22 protein-coding genes and 1 pseudogene are annotated in these 23,048 nt (G+C 62.6%); 7 read left to right on the top strand and 16 right to left on the bottom strand.

Going from position 1 to position 23,048, the window contains the following annotated elements:
- Nucleotides 1-89: 89 nt before the first annotated feature.
- Nucleotides 90-1,025, bottom strand: a complete 936-nt coding sequence (locus tag KW842_RS16950; RefSeq protein WP_218305276.1) for a LysR family transcriptional regulator — start codon at nt 1,023-1,025, stop codon at nt 90-92.
- A 107-nt stretch (nt 1,026-1,132) separates the two neighbouring features.
- On the opposite strand from KW842_RS16950, the gene KW842_RS16945 reads away from it, so the two are divergent.
- Entirely contained in the window at nt 1,133-1,972 is an 840-nt protein-coding gene (locus tag KW842_RS16945) for an oxidoreductase (RefSeq protein WP_218305275.1), read from the top strand.
- 8 nt (nt 1,973-1,980) lie between these two features.
- Here the strand turns inward: KW842_RS16945 and KW842_RS16940 are convergent, their stop codons facing one another.
- The 7 genes from KW842_RS16940 to ybaK form a co-directional block, all read right to left on the bottom strand.
- On the bottom strand, nt 1,981-3,138 hold the full coding sequence (locus tag KW842_RS16940) for a metal-dependent hydrolase (RefSeq protein ID WP_218305274.1): 1,158 nt from the start codon (nt 3,136-3,138) through the stop codon (nt 1,981-1,983).
- On the bottom strand, nt 3,131-3,871 hold the full coding sequence (locus tag KW842_RS16935) for an AAA family ATPase (RefSeq protein ID WP_218305273.1): 741 nt from the start codon (nt 3,869-3,871) through the stop codon (nt 3,131-3,133). Before KW842_RS16935 ends, KW842_RS16940 begins: the two co-directional genes overlap by 8 nt.
- Nucleotides 3,871-4,161, bottom strand: a complete 291-nt coding sequence (locus tag KW842_RS16930) for a DUF427 domain-containing protein (protein ID WP_218305272.1) — start codon at nt 4,159-4,161, stop codon at nt 3,871-3,873. Before KW842_RS16930 ends, KW842_RS16935 begins: the two co-directional genes overlap by 1 nt.
- Nucleotides 4,162-4,175: 14 nt before the next feature.
- Nucleotides 4,176-5,225: a sensor domain-containing diguanylate cyclase gene (locus KW842_RS16925; RefSeq protein WP_218305271.1), complete on the bottom strand. Its 1,050-nt coding sequence runs from the start codon at nt 5,223-5,225 to the stop codon at nt 4,176-4,178.
- 90 nt (nt 5,226-5,315) lie between these two features.
- Nucleotides 5,316-5,966 carry a DsbA family oxidoreductase gene (locus tag KW842_RS16920; RefSeq protein WP_218305270.1) on the bottom strand — a complete coding sequence of 217 codons (651 nt, stop codon included), beginning with the start codon at nt 5,964-5,966 and terminating at the stop codon, nt 5,316-5,318.
- Nucleotides 5,950-6,576: a glycerol-3-phosphate 1-O-acyltransferase PlsY gene (gene plsY / locus KW842_RS16915; RefSeq protein WP_218305269.1), complete on the bottom strand. Its 627-nt coding sequence runs from the start codon at nt 6,574-6,576 to the stop codon at nt 5,950-5,952. Before plsY ends, KW842_RS16920 begins: the two co-directional genes overlap by 17 nt.
- Before the next feature lie 55 nt (nt 6,577-6,631).
- Nucleotides 6,632-7,123: a Cys-tRNA(Pro) deacylase gene (gene ybaK / locus KW842_RS16910; protein ID WP_218305268.1), complete on the bottom strand. Its 492-nt coding sequence runs from the start codon at nt 7,121-7,123 to the stop codon at nt 6,632-6,634.
- 22 nt (nt 7,124-7,145) lie between these two features.
- Between ybaK and KW842_RS16905 the strand changes: the two genes are divergently transcribed.
- The 3 genes from KW842_RS16905 to KW842_RS16895 all read left to right on the top strand — a co-directional run bounded on the left by KW842_RS16905 (nt 7,146) and on the right by KW842_RS16895 (nt 12,631).
- Nucleotides 7,146-8,147, top strand: coding sequence for an endonuclease/exonuclease/phosphatase family protein (locus tag KW842_RS16905; RefSeq protein WP_218305267.1), 1,002 nt, complete (start codon nt 7,146-7,148; stop codon nt 8,145-8,147).
- Between the two features lie 162 nt (nt 8,148-8,309).
- Nucleotides 8,310-9,521, top strand: a complete 1,212-nt coding sequence (locus KW842_RS16900) for an efflux RND transporter periplasmic adaptor subunit (RefSeq protein ID WP_218305266.1) — start codon at nt 8,310-8,312, stop codon at nt 9,519-9,521.
- Nucleotides 9,522-9,523: 2 nt separating this feature from the next.
- A complete protein-coding gene (locus tag KW842_RS16895) occupies nt 9,524-12,631 on the top strand; it encodes an efflux RND transporter permease subunit (protein ID WP_218305265.1) in 3,108 nt (1,035 codons plus the stop codon).
- A 77-nt stretch (nt 12,632-12,708) separates the two neighbouring features.
- Here the strand turns inward: KW842_RS16895 and KW842_RS16890 are convergent, their stop codons facing one another.
- From KW842_RS16890 to KW842_RS16865, 6 genes are all read right to left on the bottom strand, one after another.
- Nucleotides 12,709-12,885 (bottom strand): hypothetical protein, encoded by a 177-nt coding sequence (locus KW842_RS16890; RefSeq protein ID WP_218305264.1) that lies wholly within the window; start codon nt 12,883-12,885, stop codon nt 12,709-12,711.
- Between the two features lie 54 nt (nt 12,886-12,939).
- Nucleotides 12,940-13,845 (bottom strand): site-specific tyrosine recombinase XerD, encoded by a 906-nt coding sequence (gene xerD, locus KW842_RS16885; RefSeq protein WP_218305263.1) that lies wholly within the window; start codon nt 13,843-13,845, stop codon nt 12,940-12,942.
- Nucleotides 13,821-14,342: a methylated-DNA--[protein]-cysteine S-methyltransferase gene (locus KW842_RS16880; protein ID WP_218305262.1), complete on the bottom strand. Its 522-nt coding sequence runs from the start codon at nt 14,340-14,342 to the stop codon at nt 13,821-13,823. The genes xerD and KW842_RS16880 overlap by 25 nt, the downstream gene beginning before the upstream one ends.
- Before the next feature lie 420 nt (nt 14,343-14,762).
- On the bottom strand, nt 14,763-16,043 hold the full coding sequence (locus KW842_RS16875; protein WP_218305261.1) for a TRAP transporter large permease: 1,281 nt from the start codon (nt 16,041-16,043) through the stop codon (nt 14,763-14,765).
- Nucleotides 16,040-16,603: a TRAP transporter small permease gene (locus tag KW842_RS16870; RefSeq protein ID WP_218305260.1), complete on the bottom strand. Its 564-nt coding sequence runs from the start codon at nt 16,601-16,603 to the stop codon at nt 16,040-16,042. Before KW842_RS16870 ends, KW842_RS16875 begins: the two co-directional genes overlap by 4 nt.
- Before the next feature lie 58 nt (nt 16,604-16,661).
- A complete protein-coding gene (locus tag KW842_RS16865) occupies nt 16,662-17,648 on the bottom strand; it encodes a TRAP transporter substrate-binding protein (RefSeq protein WP_218305259.1) in 987 nt (328 codons plus the stop codon).
- Nucleotides 17,649-17,775: 127 nt separating this feature from the next.
- Here KW842_RS16865 and KW842_RS16860 point away from each other — a divergent pair, with 127 nt between their 5' ends.
- From KW842_RS16860 to KW842_RS16850, 3 genes are read left to right on the top strand one after another with little or no spacing between them, the layout of a single operon-like run.
- A complete protein-coding gene (locus KW842_RS16860; RefSeq protein WP_218305258.1) occupies nt 17,776-19,797 on the top strand; it encodes a nitrogen regulation protein NR(II) in 2,022 nt (673 codons plus the stop codon).
- Nucleotides 19,798-20,385 (top strand): response regulator transcription factor, encoded by a 588-nt coding sequence (locus KW842_RS16855; protein ID WP_218305257.1) that lies wholly within the window; start codon nt 19,798-19,800, stop codon nt 20,383-20,385.
- A gap of 37 nt (nt 20,386-20,422) precedes the next feature.
- On the top strand, nt 20,423-20,998 hold the full coding sequence (locus tag KW842_RS16850; RefSeq protein ID WP_218305256.1) for a nucleotidyltransferase family protein: 576 nt from the start codon (nt 20,423-20,425) through the stop codon (nt 20,996-20,998).
- Between the two features lie 48 nt (nt 20,999-21,046).
- Here KW842_RS16850 and KW842_RS16845 read toward each other — a convergent pair.
- Both KW842_RS16845 and KW842_RS16840 read right to left on the bottom strand, forming a co-directional pair.
- A pseudogene (locus KW842_RS16845) lies at nt 21,047-21,190 on the bottom strand (IS30 family transposase); the annotation flags it as partial.
- Nucleotides 21,191-21,217: 27 nt separating this feature from the next.
- The gene (locus tag KW842_RS16840; protein ID WP_218305255.1) at nt 21,218-22,969 is read right to left on the bottom strand and encodes a DUF885 family protein; all 1,752 of its coding nucleotides are present in this window, start codon (nt 22,967-22,969) and stop codon (nt 21,218-21,220) included.
- Nucleotides 22,970-23,048: the final 79 nt, after the last annotated feature.

Here is a 23,048-nt window from a genome sequence, read left to right as displayed (position 1 = left end):
GCTTGATTCTAGGCGCTTTTGTGGTGAAGTAGCCACACAATACAAGGCGCCAGGCACTAAAACCGTGCACGCACGCACGCTCAATCGATTTATCTTGCTTTGGCCGCATTGACAGCCCGCCGCTGAGCCTGCAAGCGTAGCGGTGCCTGCTCCGAGACGAAATCAATGAAATGGCGTACCCGCAGCGGCATCTGGGTGCGCTGCTGATAGCACATGAATACGCCGTTATTGGCGGTAATGGTGGAAGTCAGCAGCGGTGCCAGCGCGCCGCTGGCCAGTTCCTTCTCGATCATGAACACCGGCATCTGGCCGATGCCCATGCCGTTAAGCACCGCCATCAGCTCCCCTTCCACCGTATTGAAACTGGCCACGGTCGGCACATCCTGATAGACGGTGGCGCCGTCGACGTGGAACTCCCACGGCAGCAAACGGCCGGTATTGGGCTGGCGGAAACCGGTGCAGCGGTGGCCTGCCAGGTCGGCCACCTTCTTCGGCGTACCGTGTGCATCCAGATAGGCCGGCGCGGCGCAGGTCAGCAGCGTGATCTCGCCGAGCTTGCGGGAAATCAGATTGCGCTCGGGCGGGCTGCCGGCGCGGAAGCCAACATCGATGCGGCTCTCCACCAGATCGGTGAAATGGTCGTCCAGTTGCATATCGAAATGGGCGCCGGGGTAGCGCTGCTGGAACTGCTGCAACAGCGGCACGATGATCGCATTGCCGATCGACATGGGCGCGGCGATGCGGATCAGGCCATCGACTTCCAGCCGGCTGCTCTGGATCTGCTCCAGCGCCTCGTCCAGCAGGCGCAGGCCGGGGTTGGCCAGCTCAAACAGCCGCGAGCCCTCGTCGGTGAGGCTGAGGCTACGGGTGGTCCGGTGGAACAGGCGCACGCCGAGATGATCCTCCAGCTGCCGCACCGCCTTGCTGACCGCTTGCGGCGTCAGCCCGGCATCCACCGCCGCTTGGCTGAAACTCCTGGCGCGCACCACGCCGATGAACAAACTGATGACTCGGGCTTTATCCATATTATCAACCAGTAGGTGAAAATCAAACAGCTTTCCTATGGCTAGTGTAGCAGATCAGGGCAGCCTAAACTTGCCTCCATCAACACTACTTTGAAAGGAAACACATCATGACTGGCACTGCACAAAAAGTATGGTTCATCACCGGCGCATCGCGTGGCTTCGGCCTGCTGACCGCGCAAAAAGCGCTGGCGCGCGGCGACCTGGTGGCCGCCACCGCACGCGATCCTGAAACCGTCATCGCCGCGCTGGGCGAGCATCCCAACCTGCTGGCGCTGCGGCTGGATGTCAAACTGGAAGCACAGGCCATCACCGCCGCGCAGCAAGCGGTGGCACGCTTCGGCCGCATCGACGTACTGGTCAACAACGCCGGCTACGGCCTGCTGGGTGCGGTGGAGGAATCCAGCGCCGACGAAGTGCGCGCCGTCTACGAGACCAATGTCTTCGGCCTGCTCAACGTCACCCGTGCGGTACTGCCGGCGATGCGCCGCCAGGGCAGCGGCCACGTCATCAACATCTCGTCGATTGGCGGTTACTCCGGCTATGCGGGCTGGGGCGTGTACGGCTCGACCAAGTTTGCGGTCGAAGGCCTGAGCGAAGCACTGGCGATGGAACTGGCGCCACTGAACATCCAGGTAACGGTGGTCGAACCCGGCTTCTTCCGCACCGACTTCCTCGACACCACCTCGCTGGTCACGACGCGCGACCGTATCGACGCCTACGCCGCCACTGTCGGCAAAATGCGCGACTTCGCCGCCGACGCCAACCACGCCCAGCCCGGCGATCCACTGAAACTGGCCGACGCCCTGCTGAAGCTGGCAGACAGCGACCAGCCGCCAGTGCGCCTGCAACTCGGCTCCGACACCGTGCAACGCGTGCGCGCCAAAAACCAGTTCGTCGAAAAAGAACTGGCCGAATGGCTGGACGTCGCCCTCTCCACCGACCACTGACCCCGGATTTAGAAGAGGTCGGCTCGGGGGTAGGACCAGGCGGGGATGTTGGCCGGGCATGGGGCTGGGGCGACGCGTAAGGTGGTGAAGTTGCCGTTCGGTGTCGATGCGAAGCGGTAGTCGGATAGGGCACCGTCTTTCAGCAGCGGCATGCGGCCGAAGCGTAGCCAGGCGTCGACCTGGCAGTCGCTGGCTTTTAAGGCGCGCAGCTGTTGCAGGCTGCCGGTTAGCGTTTGCTGCTCTACCGAGAGGCCGGCGGGACAAGTGACGTCGGCAAGGCGGGTGACGCCGCGCTGTAGCCGGTACTGCTTGTCATCGGCCTGGATGCTGACGTAGCTCCAGCACGCCGGCTGCGAGGGGAAGGCGGTCATCGCCACGTCCAGCACGCGCTCGGTCGGATGCAATGTTTGCAGGATGGCGGTGATTTGTATCCGCGCCGCTTGTGCTGCCACGTTTTGTACACCGAGAAAGGCGATGCTGACGCCCAGCGCCAGCAGCAAACCGCCCCTGCCCTGCGGTCCTGCACGCCATTGCGCCGCGCCGCACACCAAACCGATCAGCAGCAGCGCGGCAAAAGATGGCCAAGCGAGATAGCCGCGTGCGGCGAAGAAGACTAGCGCGGCGAATAGCAGCGCGAGGCCGGCCAGGCGCAACATCCGCCAGCGCATGATCAGCGCCATCGGCACGCCGATCGCCACCCAGAACAAGGGTTCGATGATGAACACCATGTCGCCATACAACCAGCGTCCATCGAAAGGATACCAGGGATGCACGCCATACGAATTGGTGTAGTCCATTGCCAGGTGCAGCGCGAAGCCCAGTACGATGCTCAGCGCAAGCCCCAGCCGCGCGGCAGCGCTGGTGCGCAGCAAGGCGCGCGCGGCTGGCCATAACAGCCATAGCAAGCCCGCCAGCAGCAAGGCCTGCGGCAGCGCCCACAACGCCGTATGCGTGTGGCCGCGATGATGCAGCAGATAGCCCAGCGGGGCCGGCAGCAGCTTGGTCAGGAACAGGTCGAGATCGGGGAAGTTGCTGGCCAGCGCGCACGCGACCAGCAGCAGCCGGTGCCGCGCGCGCTGCGCCAGCGGTTCCGGCTCCGCCGGCAGGCTGCGGTGTACCAGCTCGCCAACGCCAAAGCCGATAATGCTGTGAGTGATGTTATCCATTCGGATCTAGCAGCTGTTGCAGCCGCCTGGGATAGTGATTGAGAAAATCGCGCGTGATGGCATAATGCTCGGTGTCTTCATACGCCACTTCGGTCATGCCGGTGCCGTCGAACAGCAGGATTTTGGCGTTGGGGTAAGCCAGCAAAATCGGCGAGTGGGTGGCGATGATGAATTGCGAATCCTGCTGCACCAGCTGATGGATCACGCTCAGCGCCGCCAGCTGCCGGTTGGGCGACAGCGCCGCCTCCGGCTCGTCCAGCAGATACAGGCCGTTGCCGCGAAAGGTGTCCAGCAGCACCGACATGAATGCCTCGCCATGCGAGCGGGCGTGCAGCGAGTTGTAGCTCGCGGCGCTGCGTTCGTGATATTCATCCATGCGCGTGGCGACGTTGTGGAAGCTCTCTGCACGGAAGAAATAGCGGTCGCGCGGCGTCTTGAAGCTCTTCGACAGCCGCAGCGACTGGAACAGCGGCGCCTGCTCCTGCGCGGTATTCAGATTGCTGACACTGCGGCTGCCGCCATCAATGCTGAAGCCCAGCGCCAGCGCGATCGCTTCCAGCAAGGTCGACTTGCCGGCGCCGTTCTCGCCGATGAAGAAGGTCACGTCCGGATGAAAATCCAGCGTCGATAAATCGCGCACCGCCGGCACGCGGTACGGATGGCGCTCCCAGTCGACATCATCGCCGAACAGCGCGGTGATTCTTTGCAGGTAGGGCTTGGCCAGCAAGCCCACTAGCGCTGCACCTCGACGCCGCGCCAGAAGGCGATATGGTCCTTGATCTGCGCCGCCTTTTCCGATGGCTCCGGATAGTACCAGGCGGCGTTTTCATTCAGCTTGCCGTTGACGTTCAGCGTGTAATAGCTGGCCAGCCCTTTCCACGGGCAGCGCGAGGTGTGGTCGCTGGGTTGCAGGTATTCCCGCTTCACGCTCGACGGCGGGAAGTAGACGTTGTTCTCGACAATTTCGACTTGGTCGTCGCTCGCCTCGGCGATGACGACACCATTCCAGCTGGCGGTGGGCATGGCAATCTCCCTGTTCAGGTTCCGCACTCGACACGGTTACGGCCACCGTGCTTGGCGCGGTACAGCGCGGCGTCGGCCTGGCGCAGCAGGCTTTCGATATCGTTCACGTCCATGTGGTCGAACACGCCGATACCCAGGCTGGCGGTCACGTGCAGTGGCCGCCCGCTGGCGTAATGGATTTGCGCTTCGATCTTGGCGCGCAGCGTTTCGGCGAATTTGCACGCGCCTTCCAGCGGCGTGTTCGGCAGGATCACGCACAGTTCCTCGCCGCCATAGCGGCCGGGAACGTCGATCACCCGCACATTCTCACGCAGCAGCTTGCCCAGCGTGGTCAGCACCTGGTCGCCGACCGCATGGCCGTGGTCATCATTGATTTTCTTGAAGTGATCGAGATCGATCATCACCGCCGACAACGGCGAACGGAAACGCCGCGCACGCGCCACTTCAAACTTCAGCCGGTGCAGCAGAGAGCGACGGTTGTGCAGGCCGGTCAGCTCGTCGGTGGTGGCCAGCAGTTCCAGTTCGCGCACTGTGGCTTCCAGTGTTTTTTCGTTGGCGCGCAGTTCGATCAGCGCCATTACCTGGCGCGCCAGCTTGCCCAGCATGGCGCGCTTGTCGTCGCTGAGGCGGCCCGGCTTGATATCCAGCACGCACAGGGTGCCAATGGCAAAGCCGTCCGACGAGGTCAGCGCCACGCTGCTGTACATGCGCATATGCGGCTCGCCCACGGTCAGCGGCATGTGGGCGGTGCGCGGGTCCAGCGTCAGGTCGGGAATTTCGGTGGCGGCGTCGCCCAGCACCGCCAGCGCGCAGTAGCTCTCGCCGCGCGGCAGCTCGCCCATCTGCATACCGGCGCAGGACTTGATCCAGACCCGTTCGGCGTCCACCAGGGAAATGAAGGCGTACGGCGCCTCGCAGATTTTGGCGGCCAGCTCGGTGAGGAAGCTGAAATCTTCGCAGGCGGGGGTATCGAGAATGTGATAGCGGTGCAGCGCGGCCAGACGAAACTGGTCGGCCTGCGAATTGGCGGTGATCAGCGTATATACTTTTTCTTCGGCCAGCATGGGCCTCCCTGAGTAGTTACAACTTTTACCCAGGGAGTTTATCGCAAAACAAGATCCATGGGAGCGCTTGCGCCCCCGCAACCGGTACTTTTATGCCGATTTGGCCATAATCTCGCGCAGCACTTTCTCAAACACCTCGGCCGGCTGGCCGCCGGAGATCAGATGGCGCTCGTTGATGATCACGGCCGGCACCGAATTGATGCCGTGGCGGTGGAAGAATTCCTCGGCCTGGCGCACCTCGCCCGCGTATTCATTGGAATGCAGCACCTTGCGCGCCGCGTCCTTGTCCAGCCCCACTTCGCCGGCCACGTAGATCAGCACCTCATGCGCACTCGGGTCCAGCCCCTGCGTGAAGTAAGCCTTGAACAGCGCTTCCTTCAGCGCTTTCTGCTTGCCTTCCAGGCCGGCCCAGTGCAGCAGGCGGTGCGCGTCGAAGGTGTTGTAGATGCGGCCGCGCTTGTCCATCGCGAAGTCGAAGCCGACATCGGCGCCGCGCGCGCGTATCATCTCGCGCGCCTGTTGCTGCTGTTCCGGGCTGGAGCCGTATTTCTCGGTCAGGTGCTCGCCGATGTCCTGGCCTTCCGGCGGCATGGCCGCGTTCAGCTCGAACGGCTGGAAATGGATGTCGACCTCGGCTTCATCGCCGATCGCGGCCAGCGCCTTGTCGAGCGACTTCAGGCCGATCGCGCACCAGGGGCACGAAACGTCGGAGACAAAATCAATTTTAATGGGAGTTGCCATGGGTGCCTTTCGATTTGCTGCCGATGCGGCTTTCCTTGCCGGCGATCAGCTTCGCGATGTTGCCGCTGTGACGGAATACCAACAGCACGCTCATGATGAACACGGCGGCCAGCTGCGGCTCCACGCCAAACAATAAACCATAATAGAACGGTGCGAACACCGCCGCCACCAGGGCCGCCAGCGACGAATAGCGGAAGGCGAACGCCACCACGGCCCACGTCACCAAGGTGGCGACGCCCAGCCAAACATTCAAGCCCAGCAGCACACCGGCCGCCGTCGCCACGCCCTTGCCGCCCACAAAGCGGAAAAATACCGGCCACAGGTGGCCCAGGAATACCGCAATCGCCACCAGCGCGATGGTTGGATCGCCGATCTGCAGACGTTCCTGGAAATGAATCGCCAGCCACACCGCCAGCCAGCCTTTGACGGCGTCGCCGATCAGCGTGGCGATGGCGGCGGCTTTATTGCCACTGCGCAACACATTGGTGGCGCCGGGGTTTTTCGAGCCATAGGTGCGGGGGTCGGCCAGGCCGAACAACTTGCTGCTGACAACGGCAAACGAGATCGAACCGATCAGGTAGGCGGCCACGGTCATCCAAACTGTATTCATCTTTTCCTCAAATTATTGTCATAGGCCCATCAGGGCAGCCGCTGAATATACAGCCTTACTCCGCCAGTGCGCAATGTACCGCCTTGGCGTTGAGCAGCTCGGTGAGCACCTGCGGCTGGATGCCAACCAGGTAGCCACGCCTACCGCCATTGATATAAATCGTTTCCAGCGCAAGAATGCTATCCTCTACATACACCGGCATGGCCTTCTTGGTGCCGAATGGCGAGGTGCCGCCGATCATGTAGCCGCTGTGGCGCGTCGCCACTTCCGGCTTGCATGGTTCGACCGACTTGCAGCCGATGTTACGCGCCAGATTCTTGGTCGAGACCTTGCAATTGCCGTGCATCAGCACAATTAAAGGCTTGGCGGCTTCGTCCTGCATCACCAGCGTCTTGACCACGTGATGCTCGTCGACGCCCAGCTCGCGCGAGGACACGCTGGTGCCGCCGTGTTCCTCGTAGTTGTACGGGTGCTCGGTGAAGGCGACCTTGTGCTTGCGCAGCATCTGGGTGGCAGGGGTTTCGGAAATATGCTCTTTTTTAGCCATGGTGAGATCGGAGTTGTCCATTATGCAGCAGGAAATTCGCTTTGCCACTTTCAATGTTTGCAATCTTTCCCAGCCTGGGGCGAAATTGTACGACAATCTGGCGCCGCTGACCGAGGCGGAGTATCAAGCGAAGGTCGACTGGACGGCGCAACAGCTGGACCAGCTGGACGCCGACGTCATCGGCTTGCAGGAAATTTTCTCGCTGGCCGCGCTGCGCGACGTGCTGGCGCGCAGCGTCCGCTATCGCGAGGCGACGCTGGCCGGCTTCGAGCCGCCCGCCGATCCAGCCACCGGCCTGCCGCGCGTGACGCCGGAACTGGCGCTGATCTCGCGCCTGCCACTGGCCGCGCCGCCGCAGGCCTACATCATGTTTCCGGATGGCGTGGCGCTGCCCGACGGCAGCCGCGACGCCGACCGTTTCGCACGTGCGCCGCTGCACGCGCAGATCGTGCTGCCGAATGAGCGCATCGTTGACGTGATCGTGGTCCACCTCAAATCCAAGCGTCCCGACTACCAGCCGGGCGACGCCGGCGATGCGCCGATGCTGCACGCCCAGGCCAATCTGCGCTCGCTGATCCGTCGTGGCACCGAGGCGGTGGCGCTGCGCGCGCTGCTGAGCGCAATGGACAAGGTGCAGCGCCGTCCGCGCATCGTGCTGGGCGATTTCAACGATACCGTGGACGCGGTCACCACCCACATCGTCATGGGCGCCGGCGCGGCCTGCGAGCCGGGCGAGGAATTGCACGGCCAATTGTTCGACTGCCGCCAGATCCAGTCCGGCCGCGAGCGACGCCGCGACGCCGGCTACACCATCGCCCATGACGGCCGCCACGCCACCATCGACCATGTGCTGGTGTCCGAGGAATTCCATCCCGCCTCGCGCCACGCCATCGGCGAGGTGGTCGATGTGGCCTACCTCAACCAGCACCTGGTCGACAGCACGCCGGCCGCCTCCGACCACGGGCAAGTGCTGGTGACGCTGCGCCTCGCCCCCCGCCATGCCGGCGCAGGCCAGCATCCATAGAAAGTCCCGCACACGTTCTATAGGTTCCGGCCTGCGCCGGAACGACACCTGTTTTCTACACTTCAGGCGCGGTTTTGCGCCGACTATCGCATTTCTCTGGCCGTGACGCTTGGAACTTCCTAAAGTGTCACCATGCGCATCCCTTCAGGCTAGAAAAACGATATGAAACTGGAAACTTTACCCCCTATCTCGCACCCGACCACGCGCGCCCCGCGCTGGCGCCTGCCGGCCGCCGCGCTGGTGGTGGTGGCCATTGCCGGTGGTAGCTGGACTGTGCTCCGCAGCAAGCCTGCGTCCGCCCCAACCTCTGCCCCTGCTGCTGCAGCAGCTGAGAAAAAGGATGTCTTTGAATTATCGAGCGGCGACATTGCCGCCGTCGACGCCCGTTCGCTGGCGGTCAGCCTGCCCTTTTCCGGCTCGCTGGCGCCACTGAGTTCCGCCACGATCAAGTCCAAAGTCTCTGGCGTGGTGGAAGCCACCACGCTACAGGAAGGCATGGCGGTGCAAGCCGGCCAGGTGCTGGCGCGCATCGACCAGGCCGACCTGCGCGCGCGCCTGCAACAGCAGCACGCCATGCTGGACGAAGCGCAGGCCAAGCTGGCCATGGCCAGCAAAAACGCAGCCAACAGCCAGGCGCTGCTGAGCCAGAAATACATCTCGCAAAACGCCTATGACGCAACGCAGAACACGGTCGACCTGGCGCGCGCCAACGTCAAGTCGGCGTCGGCCATGGTCGAGCTGGCGCGGATTGCGCTCAACGATGGCGTGATCAAGGCGCCGATCGACGGTGTGGTCAGCAAGCGCCATGTGCAGGCCGGTGAAAAGCTGGCGCTGGACATGCCGGTGTACAGCATCGTCAACCTGTCGCAACTGATCCTGGAAGCGCAGGTGCCGGCCTCGGAAATCCCGCGCGTGAAAGTCGGCCAGGATGTGAAGTTCCGCGTTGACGGCTTTGCGCAACGCGATTTCCACGGCCAGGTGGCGCGCATCAACCCGTCCACCGAAGCCGGCTCGCGCGCCATGCTGGTCTACATCGCCGTGAAGAACGAAGACAGCGCGCTGCGCGCCGGCATGTTCGCCAAGGGCAGCATCGTCACCGACCGTTCGGCGGTCGCGCCGATAGTGCCGCTGGCCGCACTGCGCAATGACAAGCAGGGCCGGCCGATTGTCTACAAAGTCGAACAGGGCAAGCTGGTGGCGCAGCCGGTCAAGGTCGGGCTGCGCAACGAGGACGAGGGCTACGCCGAAGTCAGCGAAGGGCTGACGCAAGGCGCGCACGTCATCGTCTCGCGGCTGGACAGCCTGAAGCCCGGCGCCGCCGTCAAGCTGCCGCCGTCGGCGCAGGCCAAAGCCGTTGAACCGTCGAAGGGCTGAGCATGTGGATCACTAAAGTCAGCATCCAGAATCCGGTCTTCGCCACCATGGTGATGGTGGCGCTGATGGTGCTGGGCCTGTTCTCGTACCGCGGCCTGGGGCTGGAAGCCATGCCCAATGTCGACATTCCCGGCGCCGCCATCGAAGTGCAGTATCCGGGCGCCTCGCCGGAGGCGGTGGAAAACGATATTACCCGCCCGATCGAGGAAGCGGTCAACACCGTCAGCGGCATCAAGACGCTGCGCGCCAACTCGTGGGAAGGCCGCGCCGGCGTCTATGTCGACTTTGAACTGTCGACCGATATGGACCGCGCCATGCAGGACTTGCGCGACAAGGTGGCGCAGGTGCGGCCGCGCTTCCCGCGCGAAGCCAAGGACCCGTTCATCGTCCGCTTCGAGGGCGAGAACGCGCAGCCCATCGCCACCATCGGCCTGACCGCCAGCGAGCACTCGCTGCGCGACCTGTCGACCATGGCCGACCAGATTATCGCCAAGCGCTTCCAGGGCGTGGCCGGCGTCGGCCAGGTGCGCGTCAACGGCATGGCGGCGCGCCAGATCCTGATCCAGCTGCGCCCCAACGACCTGACCGCGCAGGCGGTCGGCGTGGACGAGGTGCTGGCCGCGATCCAGAACACCAACACCAACCTGCCGGCCGGCTTCATCAGCTACGGCGCCAGCGAGCGGCTGGTGCGCGTCGAAGGCAAGATGAAAGACCCGCGCGACTTCAACAAGATCATCGTGGCGCGCCGCGCCAACGGCCCGGTCTACCTGGAACAGGTGGCGACAGTGGAAGACGGCGCGCAGGAGGAGCTGTCGATCTCGCGCATCGACGGCGTGCGTTCGGTCACGCTGGACATCACCAAGGTGCAGGACGCCAATGTGGTCGAAGTCGGCCGGCGCATCCAGCAGGTGGCCGCCGATTTGAAGAAAACGCTGCCGGCAGATATCAAGGTCGAGGTGCTGAACGACGAATCGGTCAAGGTACAGGCGCAGCTGGACAACGTCAAAAAGACCATCATCGAAGGCGCGGTGCTGACCATGGTGATCGTGTTCTTCTTCCTGCACTCGTGGCGCTCGACCATCATCACCGGCCTGACGCTGCCGATCTCGGTGCTGGCCAGCTTCATCGCCATGAAGGCCTTCGGCTTCACGCTGAACTTCCTGACCTTGATGGCGCTGTCGCTGTGCATCGGCCTGCTGATCGACGACGCCATCGTGGTGCGCGAGAACATCGTGCGCCACCTCGGCATGGGCAAGAACCACCGCAAGGCGGCCGCAGACGGCACCAATGAAATCGGCCTGGCGGTAATGGCCACCACCTTCGCGATTGTGGCGGTGTTCATACCGGTGGCCTTCATGGACGGCATCATCGGCCGCTTCTTCCTGCAGTTCGGGATTACGGTGGCGGTGGCGGTGCTGGTGTCGCTGTTCGTCTCGTTTACGCTGGACCCGATGCTGTCCTCGGTGTGGCCCGATCCTGAACAGGACCGCTTCAAATACCTGCCGTGGCTGGGCCGCGTGATGCACTGGCTGGAAGGCGGCGTCGAATGGCTGCACGTGGTCTACGGCAAGGTGCTGGCGCTGGCGCTGCGCTGGAAAAAGATGACGCTGCTGCTGGCCTTTGCGCTGTTCGCCGGCAGCATCCTGCTGGTGCCGAAAATCGGCGGCGAGATGATGCCGGAGCAGGATAACGGCTGGGTGCATTTCATGATCAAGACGCCGGTCGGCTCCAGCCTGGAATACACCGACAACAAGATCCACCAGGTGGAAGCGGCGCTCAAGGAATTCCCGGAAATCGCCAGCGTGATTACCGTGGTCGGCACCTGGGATGGCCGCAACACCGCGCAGCTGGACATGAAGCTGCTGGACCGCCAGCATCACAAGCGCCGCAGCCAGCAGCAGATGGAGGCGGCGATCCGCGCGCGCCTGAACCAGATTGCCGGCATCACGCTCAGCATGGGCCAGAAACCGATCTTCATCGCCATCCTTGGCACCGACGAAGCCAAGCTGGATGACGTGGCGCACCGGCTGATGGACAAGATGCGCAAGATCAAGGGCGTCGCCGACCTGGAATACAGCCAGGAAGGCGCCAATCCGTCGACCAATATCAAGATCAACAACGAACTGGCCAGCGACCTGGGACTGACCACGCAGCAGATCGGCAACGCGCTGCGGCCTTTCGTGGCGGGTGACACCACCTCGCACTTCCTGGCCGCCGATGGCCAGAACTACGAAGTCAATGTGCAGCTGCCGAAGTCGGGCCGGCAGAAGGTAACCGACCTGGCCGACCTGTCGCTGGCATCCAGCAAGCCGGGGCCGGACGGCCGGCCGATCATGGTGCCGCTGCGCCAGGTAGTGGAATTCGTGCCGGCGTTCAGCCCGCAGGTGCTGAAGCGCCAGGCGCTGCAGCGGCGGGTGGCGGTGTATGCCAGTACCGAAGGCCGTCCGGGCGGCGACGTCGACAGCGACGTGAAGAAGGCCATGAAGGAAATCGAGCTGCCGGCTGGCGTGCGTTTCGATGTCGGCGGCAATGCGCAGGAAATGCAGGCGTCGATGACCTCGGCCATGATCGCACTGGGCATCGCGGTGATCTTCATCTACCTGGTGCTGGCCTCGCAGTTCGGCAGCTTCCTGCAGCCGGTGGCGATCATGATGTCGCTGCCGCTGTCGCTGATCGGCGTGCTGGTGGCGCTGCTGGTGACCGGCAGCACGCTGAACATCTTCTCGGTGATCGGCTTCATCATGCTGATGGGCCTGGTGACCAAGAACGCGATCCTGCTGGTCGACTTCACCAACCACGCGCAGCAACAAGGCCAGGGCCAGCTGGAAGCCATCATGAACGCTGGCCAGGTGCGGCTACGGCCTATCCTGATGACCACGCTGGCGATGGTGTTCGGCATGCTGCCGATGGCGATTGGCATGGGCGAAGGCGGCGAGACGCAGGCGCCGATGGGCCGTGCGGTGATCGGCGGCGTGATCACCTCCACCCTGCTGACGCTGGTGGTGGTGCCGGTGGCTTACACCTACCTCGACAACTGGGGCCGCCGCGCCGCCCGCTGGTTCAAGCGCGGCCACGCCGAAGAGGAGCACTCGCTGCGCGAGGTGGCCTAGCTAGCGTCGCTCCCGCGCAAGCGGGAGTCCATGCACGGCCAGCTCAGCCCGGATTCCGGCGTACGCCGGAATGACGATTACTCGTCGTCGGCGGCGAGGCCGGAGGGCTCGCCGTCGGCGATGTCGGCCTCGCCCTCCTCGGCCAGGCCGGGGTTATTCTTCAGCTCGGCCTTGCGCCGATTTTTCTCTTCCTGCTTTTTCTTCTTTTCCAACTCGCGCTGCCGCTTTTCATATGCAAAGTTTGTTTTTGCCATTTGTTGCTCCTTTAAAGCGTTGCACTGCACAAGCTGCATTATGAACCAAGTTGCTCATCCACGAGGGTGATGTTGCGCATGCAAATGCTTTAAACGCTCACGCGCCACGTGCGTATAGATCTGCGTGGTGGAAATATCCGTATGCCCCAATAGCAATTGAACAACACGCAAGTCGGCGCCATGGTTCAGCAAGTGGGTGGCAAATGCATGGCGCATGGTGTGCGGCGACAACGGCGCCGTAATCTCCGCCTTCAGCGCATGCTTTTTAATTAACACCCAGAACATCTGCCGCGTCATGGCCGAACCGCGCCCGGTGACAAACAAGGCGTCGTCCTGCTGGCCGTTCAGAATGATGCCACGCGCGTCCTTGACGTAGCGCTCGATCCACAGCCGCGCCTGCTGGCCAAACGGCACCAGCCGGGTCTTGCTGCCCTTGCCGGTGACGCGCAGCACGCCATCGTTCAGGCTCAGCTCCAGCATCTTCAGGTCCACCAGTTCCGACACCCGCAGGCCGCTGGCATACATCAGTTCCAGCATGGTGCGGTCGCGCAACCCTAAGGGGGTATTGACATCCGGCGCGGCCAGCAAGGCCTCGACCTGGGCTTCGCTGAGCGTATGCACAAAGCGCTGCGGCTGCTTGGCCGAGGCCAGCTTCAGGCTAGGGTCTTCGCTGATGCGCCGCTGCCGCAGCAGCATCTGGTAGAAGCGCTTGATCACCGACAGCCGCCGGTTGGACGAGGTGGCCTTGCCGCTGTCCTGGTGGCGCGCGGCGATATAGCCCTGGATGTCGTGCGCCGCCACCGCCAGCAGGCCGGCCACGCCGGGCCGCATCTGCTCCAGCCATTTGGCGAACAGACGCATGTCGCGCCGGTAGGCTTCCAGCGTGTTCTTCGACAGCCCGTCCTCCAGCCACAGGCTGTCACAGAACTCGTCGATCAGAGCAAGGTTGTCTGCTGCCATGCGTATTCGCTCGAACCTTCGTGCGCCAGCAGCCAGCGCTTGATACCTAGCAGGTAGCCGTTCGGATCATCGCTGTTGGAGAAGCCGCCCAGGCCGCTGGCGGCGGTCACCCGGTGGCATGGCACCACCACCGGGAACCAGTTGGCGCCGCAGGCCTGGCCGACCGCGCGTGCCGCCGAGCCGAGGTGCTTGGCCAGCTCGCCATAGGTACGGGTGCTGCCGCGCGGAATCGCGCACAGCTCGTCCCAGACCTTTTGCTGGAACGCGGTCCCAGCCCGTTTCAATGGCAGCGTGAACTGGTAATCGGCGTCCTCGCAATATTTCTGCACCTGCAACACCGCCAGCTCAGCCGTCGCGTCCTGCGGCTGCTTCGCCTCAAAATGGGGCGGCAGGTAGCACAGCTCGGTAATCACGCCGGCCGCCGTGCGCACCCCGAGCTTCCCAAACGGCAACTCCGCCACTGCGCTGAACAGCTCACTGCCTTGTTGTATTTTCATCACAGTTACTTGCACCAAAAAAGGACTAATCCGGCTTTTTAGTTGTTGGGATGCACCATTTTGTTGCATCGCTACTACAGCAAAAAACCACGCTGTCCGCATTGTAAATGGCCCCGGCAAAAAAAAACGCACCCGAAGGTGCGTTTTCAAATCCTGCTTCACGTTCCCGGTCACTTGCCTGGTTCCGTAGCGCGCTTGTGGCGGCCTGCAGACCCTATAACAGCGACATTCTGTAAAACGTGTGTCTCCTCGATCTATTGCCGGTATTCGTTACCGTTTCTATACACACTCCCCACTTACAATTCTGGGCTCTTGCTACCGGGTCGCATATCGTTATGCATGTTTCCCTGAGAGCGACGCCATCATAACGTATTCGTTAAGCTTTTTCTCAACTTTTTTCTGGCGTCGCGCGGAACTACTTTAAGAGTAAATCAAATTTGGCAGCCACAGCGAAATTTGTGGTATGTAGGTGACCGCCACCAAAAACGCCAGCATGGTAAGCAGCCATGGCCACACCGCGATGGTCAGTTCGGTGATACCCATCTTGGTGATGCCGGAGGCGACATACAGGTTCAGGCCCACCGGTGGATGGCACATGCCGACCTCCATATTCACCACGATCAGGATGCCGAAGTGGATGGGGTCGATGCCCAGCTTCATCGCCACCGGGAACAGGATGGGTGCCATGATCAGCACGATCGACGACGGCTCCATCACATTGCCCGCCAACAGCAGCAGGATATTCACCACCAGCAGGAAGCTGATCACGCCCAGGCCCTGGCCGGTGATCCATTCCGCCATCATCTGCGGGATGTTCTCGCTGGTCATCAGGAATGAGAACAGCACGGCGTTGGTGATGATGTACAGCAGCATCGCCGACATCGCCGCCGAATCCAGCAGCACCTTGCCCACCTGCTTCAGCTTCAGGTCCTTGTAGACGAACACCGCGATGACGAAGGCGTACACCGCCGACACCGCCGCCGCCTCGGTCGGCGTGAACATGCCGGTGTAAATACCGCCCATGACGATGACGATCAGGATCAGGCCCCAGGCGCTCTTGCGGAAGGTGCCCCAGCGCTCGCCCCAGCTGGCCCTGGCCATGCGCGGGTAGCCATGCTTGCGCGCCAGATACCAGGTGGTCAGTCCGAGCAGGAAGGCCAGCATCAGTCCCGGCACCACGCCGGCCATGAACAGCTTGCCGACCGAGGTGTTGGTGGTCACCGAATACATCACCATCACAATCGACGGCGGGATCAGGATGCCCAGCGCACCCGAGGTGGTGATGACGCCGGCGCCGAAGCGCTTGGGATAACCCTGGCGCACCATCGCCGGCAGGATGATCGAGCCGATCGCCACCACCGTCGCCGGCGACGAGCCGGACACCGCCGCAAACAGCGCGCACGCCATCACCCCGGCCAGCGCCAGCCCGCCGTGCCAGTGCCCCACCATCGAGCTGGCGAAGTTGATCATGCGCCGCGCCACCCCGCCGTGGGTCAGGAAATTCCCCGCCAGGATGAAGAACGGAATCGCCATGATCTCGAACTTCTCGATGCCGGTGAACAGCTTCAGCGCCACCGATTCAATCGGCACCGTGGTCATGGTGAACAGGAAGGTCAGCACCGTCAGGCCGAGCGAGATCGAGATCGGCATCCCGGTCAGCATCAGCGCCAGCAGCAGCACAAAGATAATCAGCGCGTTCATGCCTTGGCTCCTTGCTTGATTTCCTCATCCAGGCCCTCAACGTGGGCGTGGTCATGCTTGGGCAGGTCGCCGGTGCGCAGGAAGTGCACCATCACCTGCAGGAAGCGGAAGCACATCAGGTAGGAGCCGGCCGGCACCGCCAGGTAGACGATCCACATCGGCATTTCCAGGTCGGCCGAGGTCTGCTCGGTATGGCCGATCTCCCAGACGAAGCTGGCGCCCAGCGTACCGACGATGCCGGTGAACAGTGCGCCGGCCAGCAGGCCGAAGACGATAAACTTGTTGCGCAGCGGGGTGTTCATGCGGTTGATCAGCACGTCCACGCCGACGTGGATGCCGGTGCGCACGCCGTAGGCCGCGCCAAACTTGGCCATCCACACAAACATATAGATGCAGGCTTCCTGGGTCCAGCTTAGATTCATTTGCAGCAGGTAGTCCTGCAAGCCGGGGATGGGGAATCCGGACAGATAGCGGTGGATCACCGCGACAAAAATCAGAAGTGTCGCTGCGGCCATCAGGGACGCAATAAGCCACTCTTCGAGATGATCGAGGAATTTCATGGTTTGTCTCCAGATTATAAGTAACGGGGCGATCTGGCGCCGCCCCGTGGCAAGCTGATTACTTTGCTGCTTCTTTATTGATGGCCGAAATCAGGCCAGCGCCGATACGGCTTTCCATCTGCTGCTGCACCGGCAGCATGGCCTTGCGCCATTCGGCCTGCTCTTTCACGCTAAGCGTGTAGATTTCAGTCTTGCCGGTTTTCTTGATCGCTTCCAGCGCCTGGTCGTTGTCGCGCTGGGCGATGGCTTTCTCAAAGGTAGTGGCTTCCTTCATGGCCTTGTCCAGCGCCGTGCGGATATCGGCCGGCAGGCCGTCCCAGAACTTCTTGTTGACGATCACCGCATAGCCCAGGTAGCCGTGGTTGGACACGGTCACATACTTCTGCACCTCGTGCATCTTCTGGGTGTACATATTCGATGGCGGATTCTCGGTGCCGTCCACCACGCCGGTCTGCAGTGCCTGATACACCTCGGAGAAGGCCAGCACCTGCGGATTGGCGCCCAGCGAGCGCATCTGCGCGTCCAGCACCTTGGACGACTGGATGCGCATCTTCAGGCCCTTGAAATCGGCCGGGTTGCGCAGCGGCTTGTTGGCCGACATCACCTTGAAGCCGTTATCCCAGTAGGCCAGGCCGGTGATGCCTTTCGACTCCAGCTTCTTCAGCAGCGACTTGCCGATCTCGCCTTCGGTCACGTTGTACAGCGCGGTCTTCGACGGGAAAATATACGGCAGGTCGAAGGCTTCGAATTCTTTGACGCCCAGCGGGCCGAACTTGGCCAGCGACGGCGCCAGCATTTGCACCGCACCCAGCTGCAGCGCTTCCAGTTCTTCCTTGTCCTTGTACAGCTGGCTGTTAGGATAGACCTCGACCTTGACGCGGCCGTTGGTGGCCTTCTCCGCCAACTGCTTGAAGCGCTCCGCCGCCTGGCCTTTCGGCGTGTCGGTGGCGACCACATGGCTGAATTTGATGACGATGGGCGCTTGGGCGCAGGCGTTGAAGCTCAAGGCGGCGCTCAGGACGAGCAAAACGTGTTTCAGTTTCATGAAGTCTCCTATTGAGTTTAAAGTTAAACTTATTCTATTTTGAACGATTCTTATAAAGCAGTGCAAGAGTGGCAATTGTGGTTAACCACAATGACCGCGTTGCCGCGACCCGCTACCCTGACCGCCCATGACGTCATCCCACTCTAACACCAGCGCGCCGCAGCGCCGCCCGTTTTCCAGCACCTCGCTGCGCTGGCTGCTGCCCATCATGCTGGTGTTGTTTTTTCTGGCGATCCTGATCTGGCTGCCATGGCAGGCGCGCCAGATGGAGAGCAACGAGCGCCAGGAACAGCTGATCGCCGACACGCTGTGGGTCGAGCAAACCATCCGCTTCCAGATGGCGCGCGACGAGGAAAGCCTGCGCACGCTGGGCGTGGAAATCTCCACCGGCCACCTCGGCACCAAGGAGCTGCACAACCGCATGGCGCGGCTGCTGAAGAACGGCCATGAACTGGTGCGGGTGATCTGGCTCAAGCCCGGCGGCGAACTGGGCGCCACCAGCGATCCGCTGCCGAATCCGGTGCAGCTGTCGCCAGCTTCGCAGAACACCGCCGATATCACCCGCAAGACGCGCCGGCCGATGTACACCCAGCCGGAAGTACAGGCGCAGAACGCCAGCGCCGCGCCGTCCGCCGTGCTGATGGATTATCACGTGCCACTGTTCCGCGGCGACGAGTACCTGGGCGACCTGGTGGCCACCTTCCAGACCAGCGCGCTGCTGGACGAGATGGTGCCGTGGTGGTTCGCGCAGGACAACCAGGTGTCGCTGGTGGACCGCGACGACAAGGTGCTGGCGCGCCGCGCCGCCGCCGGCCCTGGCCACGGCGTCTACACCCACAAGCGCGCGCTCGATCTGCCGGGCGCCTCGGTCACGCTGGTGACCGACAGCGTCAAGAGCGAACCCAAGCTGCTGCCCAATCTGCTGGTCGGCTCGGTGATCGTGCTGTCGCTTGGCCTGCTATGGAGCTTGCTGGCGCTGTGGGGACACATTTCCAAGCGGCTGGCGGCAGAAGGCGCGCTGCGCCAGCAGATGTCGTTCCGCACCGCGATGGAAAACTCGCTGGTGACCGGCTTGCGTGCGCGCGACCTGGAAGGCCGCATCACCTATGTCAATCCGGCCTTCTGCCAGATCGTCGGCTATCCGGCCGAGGAAATCGTCGGCAAGCTGCCGCCCATGCCTTACTGGGCCACCGAGGCGATGTCGGAATACGAGGCGCGCTTCGCCTCGGTCCTGGCGGGCAAGGTGACGCCGCAGTTTGAAACCTTCTTCCAGCGGCCCAACGGCGAGCGGGTGCCGGTGCTGGTGTTCGAGGCGCCGCTGGTGGACAACAACGGCAAGCAGACCGGCTGGATGGGTTCCATCCTCGACATCTCCGACCGCAAGCGCATCGAGGAAGTCAACCGCCAGCAGCAGGAAAAGCTGCAGGCGTCGGCGCGGCTGGCGACCATGGGCGAGATCGCGTCGATGCTGGCGCATGAGCTGAACCAGCCGCTGGCCGCCATTTCCAGCTACACCACCGGCGCGCTGAATGTGCTGGACCGTGCGCCGGACGACAAGCCGCTCGACCGCGCCATCCTCAAGCCGGCGCTGGAACAGGCCAGCGCGCAGGCACAGCGGGCCGGCCAGATCATCCGCAGCGTGCACGAATTCGTCAAGAAGCGCGAGCCGCTGCGGCAGGCGGTGGCCATCCCATCGCTGCTGGACGGTATCCGCGCGCTGATCGAACTGCAGGCGCGGCAGAGCTATGTCTCGTTCCGCACCGAGATCCCGGCCGACCTGCCGCCGGTACGCGCCGACCGGGTGATGATCGAACAGGTGCTGCTCAACCTGACCCGCAACGGCATCGAAGCGATGCAGCATGTGCAGCCGCAGCGGCGCATCCTGAAGGTGGTGGCGGCCTATGACGCCGATACCGCCCAGGTCAGCGTGGCAGTGATCGACCAGGGGCACGGCATACCGGAGGAAGTGGCGGCGCGGCTATTCTCCCCCTTCTTCTCGACCAAAGCGGAAGGCATGGGAATGGGCCTCAACATCTGCCGGACTGCGATAGAATTCCATGGCGGCGCACTGACATTCCGCGCCAACCCGCAAGGCGGGACTATATTTACCTTCGTGCTGCCGGCAGCCACGGATCAGGAGACTTCATAAATGCTGCATATCGTCGACGATGAAGCGGTCGTGCGCGACGCGCTGACCTGGCTGGCCACTTCCCGTGGGATTCCGGCGCGCGCCTACGAATCGGGCACCGCTTTCCTGCAACAGATCGATAAAGGCGAATTCGACGCCGATGGCGACTGCGTGCTGCTGGACGTGCGCATGCCGGACATGAACGGCGTGGCCGTATTCGACCAGCTGCTGGCGCGCGGCGTGGCGCAGCGCATGCCGGTAATTTTCCTGACCGGCCACGGCGACGTGCCGATGGCGGTGGACACGCTGAAACGCGGCGCCTTCGATTTCTGCGAAAAGCCGTTCAACGACAACCAGCTGATGGACCGCGTGCAGGAAGCGCTGGCCAACTCGCGCAGCGCCGGCGAAACCGCCGCCGTCCACGCCCGCCTGGCGACACTGTCAACCCGCGAACGCGAAGTGCTGGACCTGATCCTGGCCGGCAAAATGAACAAGGTGGTGGCCGATCAGCTGGGCATCAGCATGCGCACCGTCGAAGTCCACCGCGCCCACATCTTCGACAAAATGCAAGTCAAAACCGCCGTCGAGCTGGCCGGTTTGCTGAAGTAGACGATCATCACTCACCGTGATGGCGCGATTAAAAAATATGCAAGAAAAATTTCGCTCGGACATACTCAGCAACGATAACAACCGGGTAATTCTTGAGCGTTGGGAGGCTTTAGCGCTTCCGGATGGTTGGTTGGTCGCTGGCTGCTTATTTCAGACGGTGTGGAATATACAAGCCGGGCGCGCTCCTGATGCGGATATCAAGGACTACGATTTATTTTATTTCGACGCCAGTGACCTGAGCGAAAAAGGTGAACGTCGCGTGCAAGAACGGGTTGAGGAAGTATTGGCCGACCTGATGGTGCCGATTGAAGTTAGCAACCAGGCCCGGGTACATACGTGGTACGAGTCATACTTCGGCCATCCATACCCGCCGCTTCGCAGTGCGCGTGATGGAATCGACAGGTTCCTCATCCCCGCCACTTGTGTAGGGGCGAGACCCGATGCCATCTATGCCCCGAATGGGCTGCAACTGCTTTACGACGGCATGCTGAGCATGAACTCGCTGACTCCGCATTCAGCGCTTTTTGAAGCCAAGGTGGCCTCGTATCGTTCTCGCTGGCCATGGCTTCTAACCAAGGAGGCCAGTGCGCTACCAGCGTCCAGGACAGCTTAGATGTTGTGTTCACTGATCGTTACAGATTGGCCGTGTTCGGCGGCGGATTCAACCGGTCGGCGCAACATATCGTTCAAATCGTTGAGCCGGCGTGTCGAGCGCTCCCTGAGATACATTCGACAAATCGCGCCCCTTTGGAAAATACTGCCTCAACAATCCGTTCGTGTTCTGGCCGCGCCACACCGGCACCCGCTGTGGCGAACTAAAGCGAAGAAGTAATTAGCCCTTCTGCGTAGCAATCCATTCATCGATCACCTTTTCCAGCACCGACAGCGGCACGTTGCCGGTTTCCAGCACGGTGTTGTGGAAGGCTTTGATGTTGAACTTGGCGCCCAGCGCCTGCTGTGCCTTGGCGCGCAGATCGAGGATGCGGATCATGCCGATCTTGTACGAGCAGGCCTGTCCCGGCATCACCACATAACGGTCCACCTCCGCCGGCGCGATGCCGTAGTCGATACCCTGCTGGCGCGTCCACTTCATCGCGTGCAGGCCGGTGTCCACTACCAGCCGGCGCGCGCGGAACAGTTCCGCGTCCAGCTGGCCCAGACGGCCAACCACATCATCGCCATACCAGCCGTTTTCTGCCGCCAGCTGCTCGGCATACAGCGCCCAGCCTTCGCCATAAGCCGAGCCGACGCCGAACACGCGGTCACGGCGATAGCGCGGCAAGCCGGTGTTTTCCTGCTGTAGCGCGACCTGGAAGTGGTGGCCCGGCACGCCTTCGTGGTACACCAGCGTGCGCATGCCAACGATGCGGAACACCGGTCCCGGCATCGGCGCCCAGAAGATGCCAGGCCGCGTGCCATCCTTGGCCGGACCAGTGTAATGCGCGGCTGCCGTCTTCTCGGTGAACAGCGGCTCGCGGCGCACTTCCACCGGCGCTTTCGGCGTGATGTCGAACAGGTCTTTCGCGCGCACTTCGGAATCGCGCAGCAGCTCGGCATAGCGCGCCAGCAACTGCGGACGCGGGTCCGCTTCCTTCGGCTGCTGGTCCTGCTCCAGCTTCTCCATGCGCTGCTTGATCGTGCCGTCGGTGTAGCCAATCGACACCAGCAGACCATTCATCTCCTTCTCGATGCGCGCCACTTCACGCAGGCCGATCTCGTGGATCTGCTGCGGCGTGTAATCGGTGGATGTCATTTGGCGCAGCAGCACCGCGTAGGCCTTGTCGCCGTTCGGTAAACGCCACAGGCCTGCATCGTTATTGGTCTTCGGCAGCTGCTCCTGCAGCAGCGCGCGGGTGCGCTGGAACACCGGAATGATGGCGCGCGTGACGATGGTGGTGGCCTCCGCCGCAAACCTGGCCTGCTGATCGGCCGGCAGATCCTTCACGTTCGCCATGCGCTGCACCAGCGACGCCACAAACACATTCTTCTCCGGCGCGCCGTCCAGGAAGCGGTCCAGCTGGCCGATCGACGCCTGGGTGATAAAGGTCGGCATCAGGATGCCATTGGCCGCCGCACCGCGCGCCTGCACGATGCCGGTATCGATCTTGCCCGCCACCGCGTTCAGCCGCACCAGGTAGTTCTCGATGTCGCGGCGGTTGCGGATCGGATGCTGCTGCGACAGGAAGTTCACGATCTGCACATGCAGGCCGGTGAACTGGTTGAACACAAAGTTGTAGTCGCGGTAAGGATAGCCATCTACCGTGCCCTGCAAGCTCCAGGCGATGGTCGCCGCGCTGGCGCGCTGCTGCGGCGTCAGCCTGGACTGGTCGATCCTGGACAGCTGCGCCAGCGACTTCTTCGCCTCCGCCACTTCGGCCGCGCGGAACACCACCGTGTTCGGCGTCAGCTTGCGGTCCAGGCCATCCTGCTCGGCGGCGCCGAAGTACTGCTTCAGCGTCGCCTGCTCCGGATCATTGCGCACCTTGGCGGCGGCGACCTTGTCGGCCCAGCCGTCGAAGTCCACGCCATGCGCGGCCAGGCTCAGGGATGCGCCCGCCAGCAGCGCGAAGAGTTTTGCATTCATTGTGCCTCCTGATTGATGTGTGGCGATTATACAAAGCAGGCGAAAAAATAAATACATAAGCGCTTATGTATTGTGTTAC

Origin of the sequence: Duganella sp. sic0402 (genome assembly GCF_019219065.1) — a bacterium.
GTDB lineage: Bacteria > Pseudomonadota > Gammaproteobacteria > Burkholderiales > Burkholderiaceae_D > Rugamonas.
Note: the sequence above shows the minus strand (reverse complement) of the source record. Positions and strands in the feature narration are given on the sequence as shown.

What these genes read in the sequence shown, in the direction of transcription:
- KW842_RS16895 (WP_218305265.1), top strand. Translation starts at nt 9,524, where the DNA reads ATGTGGATCACTAAAGTCAGCATCCAGAATCCGGTCTTCGCCACCATG.
- KW842_RS16945 (WP_218305275.1), top strand. Translation starts at nt 1,133, where the DNA reads ATGACTGGCACTGCACAAAAAGTATGGTTCATCACCGGCGCATCGCGT.
- KW842_RS16900 (WP_218305266.1), top strand. Translation starts at nt 8,310, where the DNA reads ATGAAACTGGAAACTTTACCCCCTATCTCGCACCCGACCACGCGCGCC.
- KW842_RS16875 (WP_218305261.1), bottom strand. Translation starts at nt 16,043, where the DNA reads ATGAACGCGCTGATTATCTTTGTGCTGCTGCTGGCGCTGATGCTGACC.
- KW842_RS16930 (WP_218305272.1), bottom strand. Translation starts at nt 4,161, where the DNA reads ATGCCCACCGCCAGCTGGAATGGTGTCGTCATCGCCGAGGCGAGCGAC.
- KW842_RS16870 (WP_218305260.1), bottom strand. Translation starts at nt 16,603, where the DNA reads ATGAAATTCCTCGATCATCTCGAAGAGTGGCTTATTGCGTCCCTGATG.
- KW842_RS16840 (WP_218305255.1), bottom strand. Translation starts at nt 22,969, where the DNA reads ATGAATGCAAAACTCTTCGCGCTGCTGGCGGGCGCATCCCTGAGCCTG.
- plsY (WP_218305269.1), bottom strand. Translation starts at nt 6,576, where the DNA reads ATGAATACAGTTTGGATGACCGTGGCCGCCTACCTGATCGGTTCGATC.
- KW842_RS16850 (WP_218305256.1), top strand. Translation starts at nt 20,423, where the DNA reads ATGCAAGAAAAATTTCGCTCGGACATACTCAGCAACGATAACAACCGG.
- xerD (WP_218305263.1), bottom strand. Translation starts at nt 13,845, where the DNA reads ATGGCAGCAGACAACCTTGCTCTGATCGACGAGTTCTGTGACAGCCTG.
- KW842_RS16920 (WP_218305270.1), bottom strand. Translation starts at nt 5,966, where the DNA reads ATGGCAACTCCCATTAAAATTGATTTTGTCTCCGACGTTTCGTGCCCC.
- KW842_RS16905 (WP_218305267.1), top strand. Translation starts at nt 7,146, where the DNA reads ATGCAGCAGGAAATTCGCTTTGCCACTTTCAATGTTTGCAATCTTTCC.
- KW842_RS16860 (WP_218305258.1), top strand. Translation starts at nt 17,776, where the DNA reads ATGACGTCATCCCACTCTAACACCAGCGCGCCGCAGCGCCGCCCGTTT.
- KW842_RS16865 (WP_218305259.1), bottom strand. Translation starts at nt 17,648, where the DNA reads ATGAAACTGAAACACGTTTTGCTCGTCCTGAGCGCCGCCTTGAGCTTC.
- KW842_RS16855 (WP_218305257.1), top strand. Translation starts at nt 19,798, where the DNA reads ATGCTGCATATCGTCGACGATGAAGCGGTCGTGCGCGACGCGCTGACC.
- KW842_RS16890 (WP_218305264.1), bottom strand. Translation starts at nt 12,885, where the DNA reads ATGGCAAAAACAAACTTTGCATATGAAAAGCGGCAGCGCGAGTTGGAA.
- KW842_RS16940 (WP_218305274.1), bottom strand. Translation starts at nt 3,138, where the DNA reads ATGGATAACATCACTCACAGCATTATCGGCTTTGGCGTTGGCGAGCTG.
- ybaK (WP_218305268.1), bottom strand. Translation starts at nt 7,123, where the DNA reads ATGGCTAAAAAAGAGCATATTTCCGAAACCCCTGCCACCCAGATGCTG.
- KW842_RS16950 (WP_218305276.1), bottom strand. Translation starts at nt 1,025, where the DNA reads ATGGATAAAGCCCGAGTCATCAGTTTGTTCATCGGCGTGGTGCGCGCC.
- KW842_RS16880 (WP_218305262.1), bottom strand. Translation starts at nt 14,342, where the DNA reads ATGAAAATACAACAAGGCAGTGAGCTGTTCAGCGCAGTGGCGGAGTTG.
- KW842_RS16925 (WP_218305271.1), bottom strand. Translation starts at nt 5,225, where the DNA reads ATGCTGGCCGAAGAAAAAGTATATACGCTGATCACCGCCAATTCGCAG.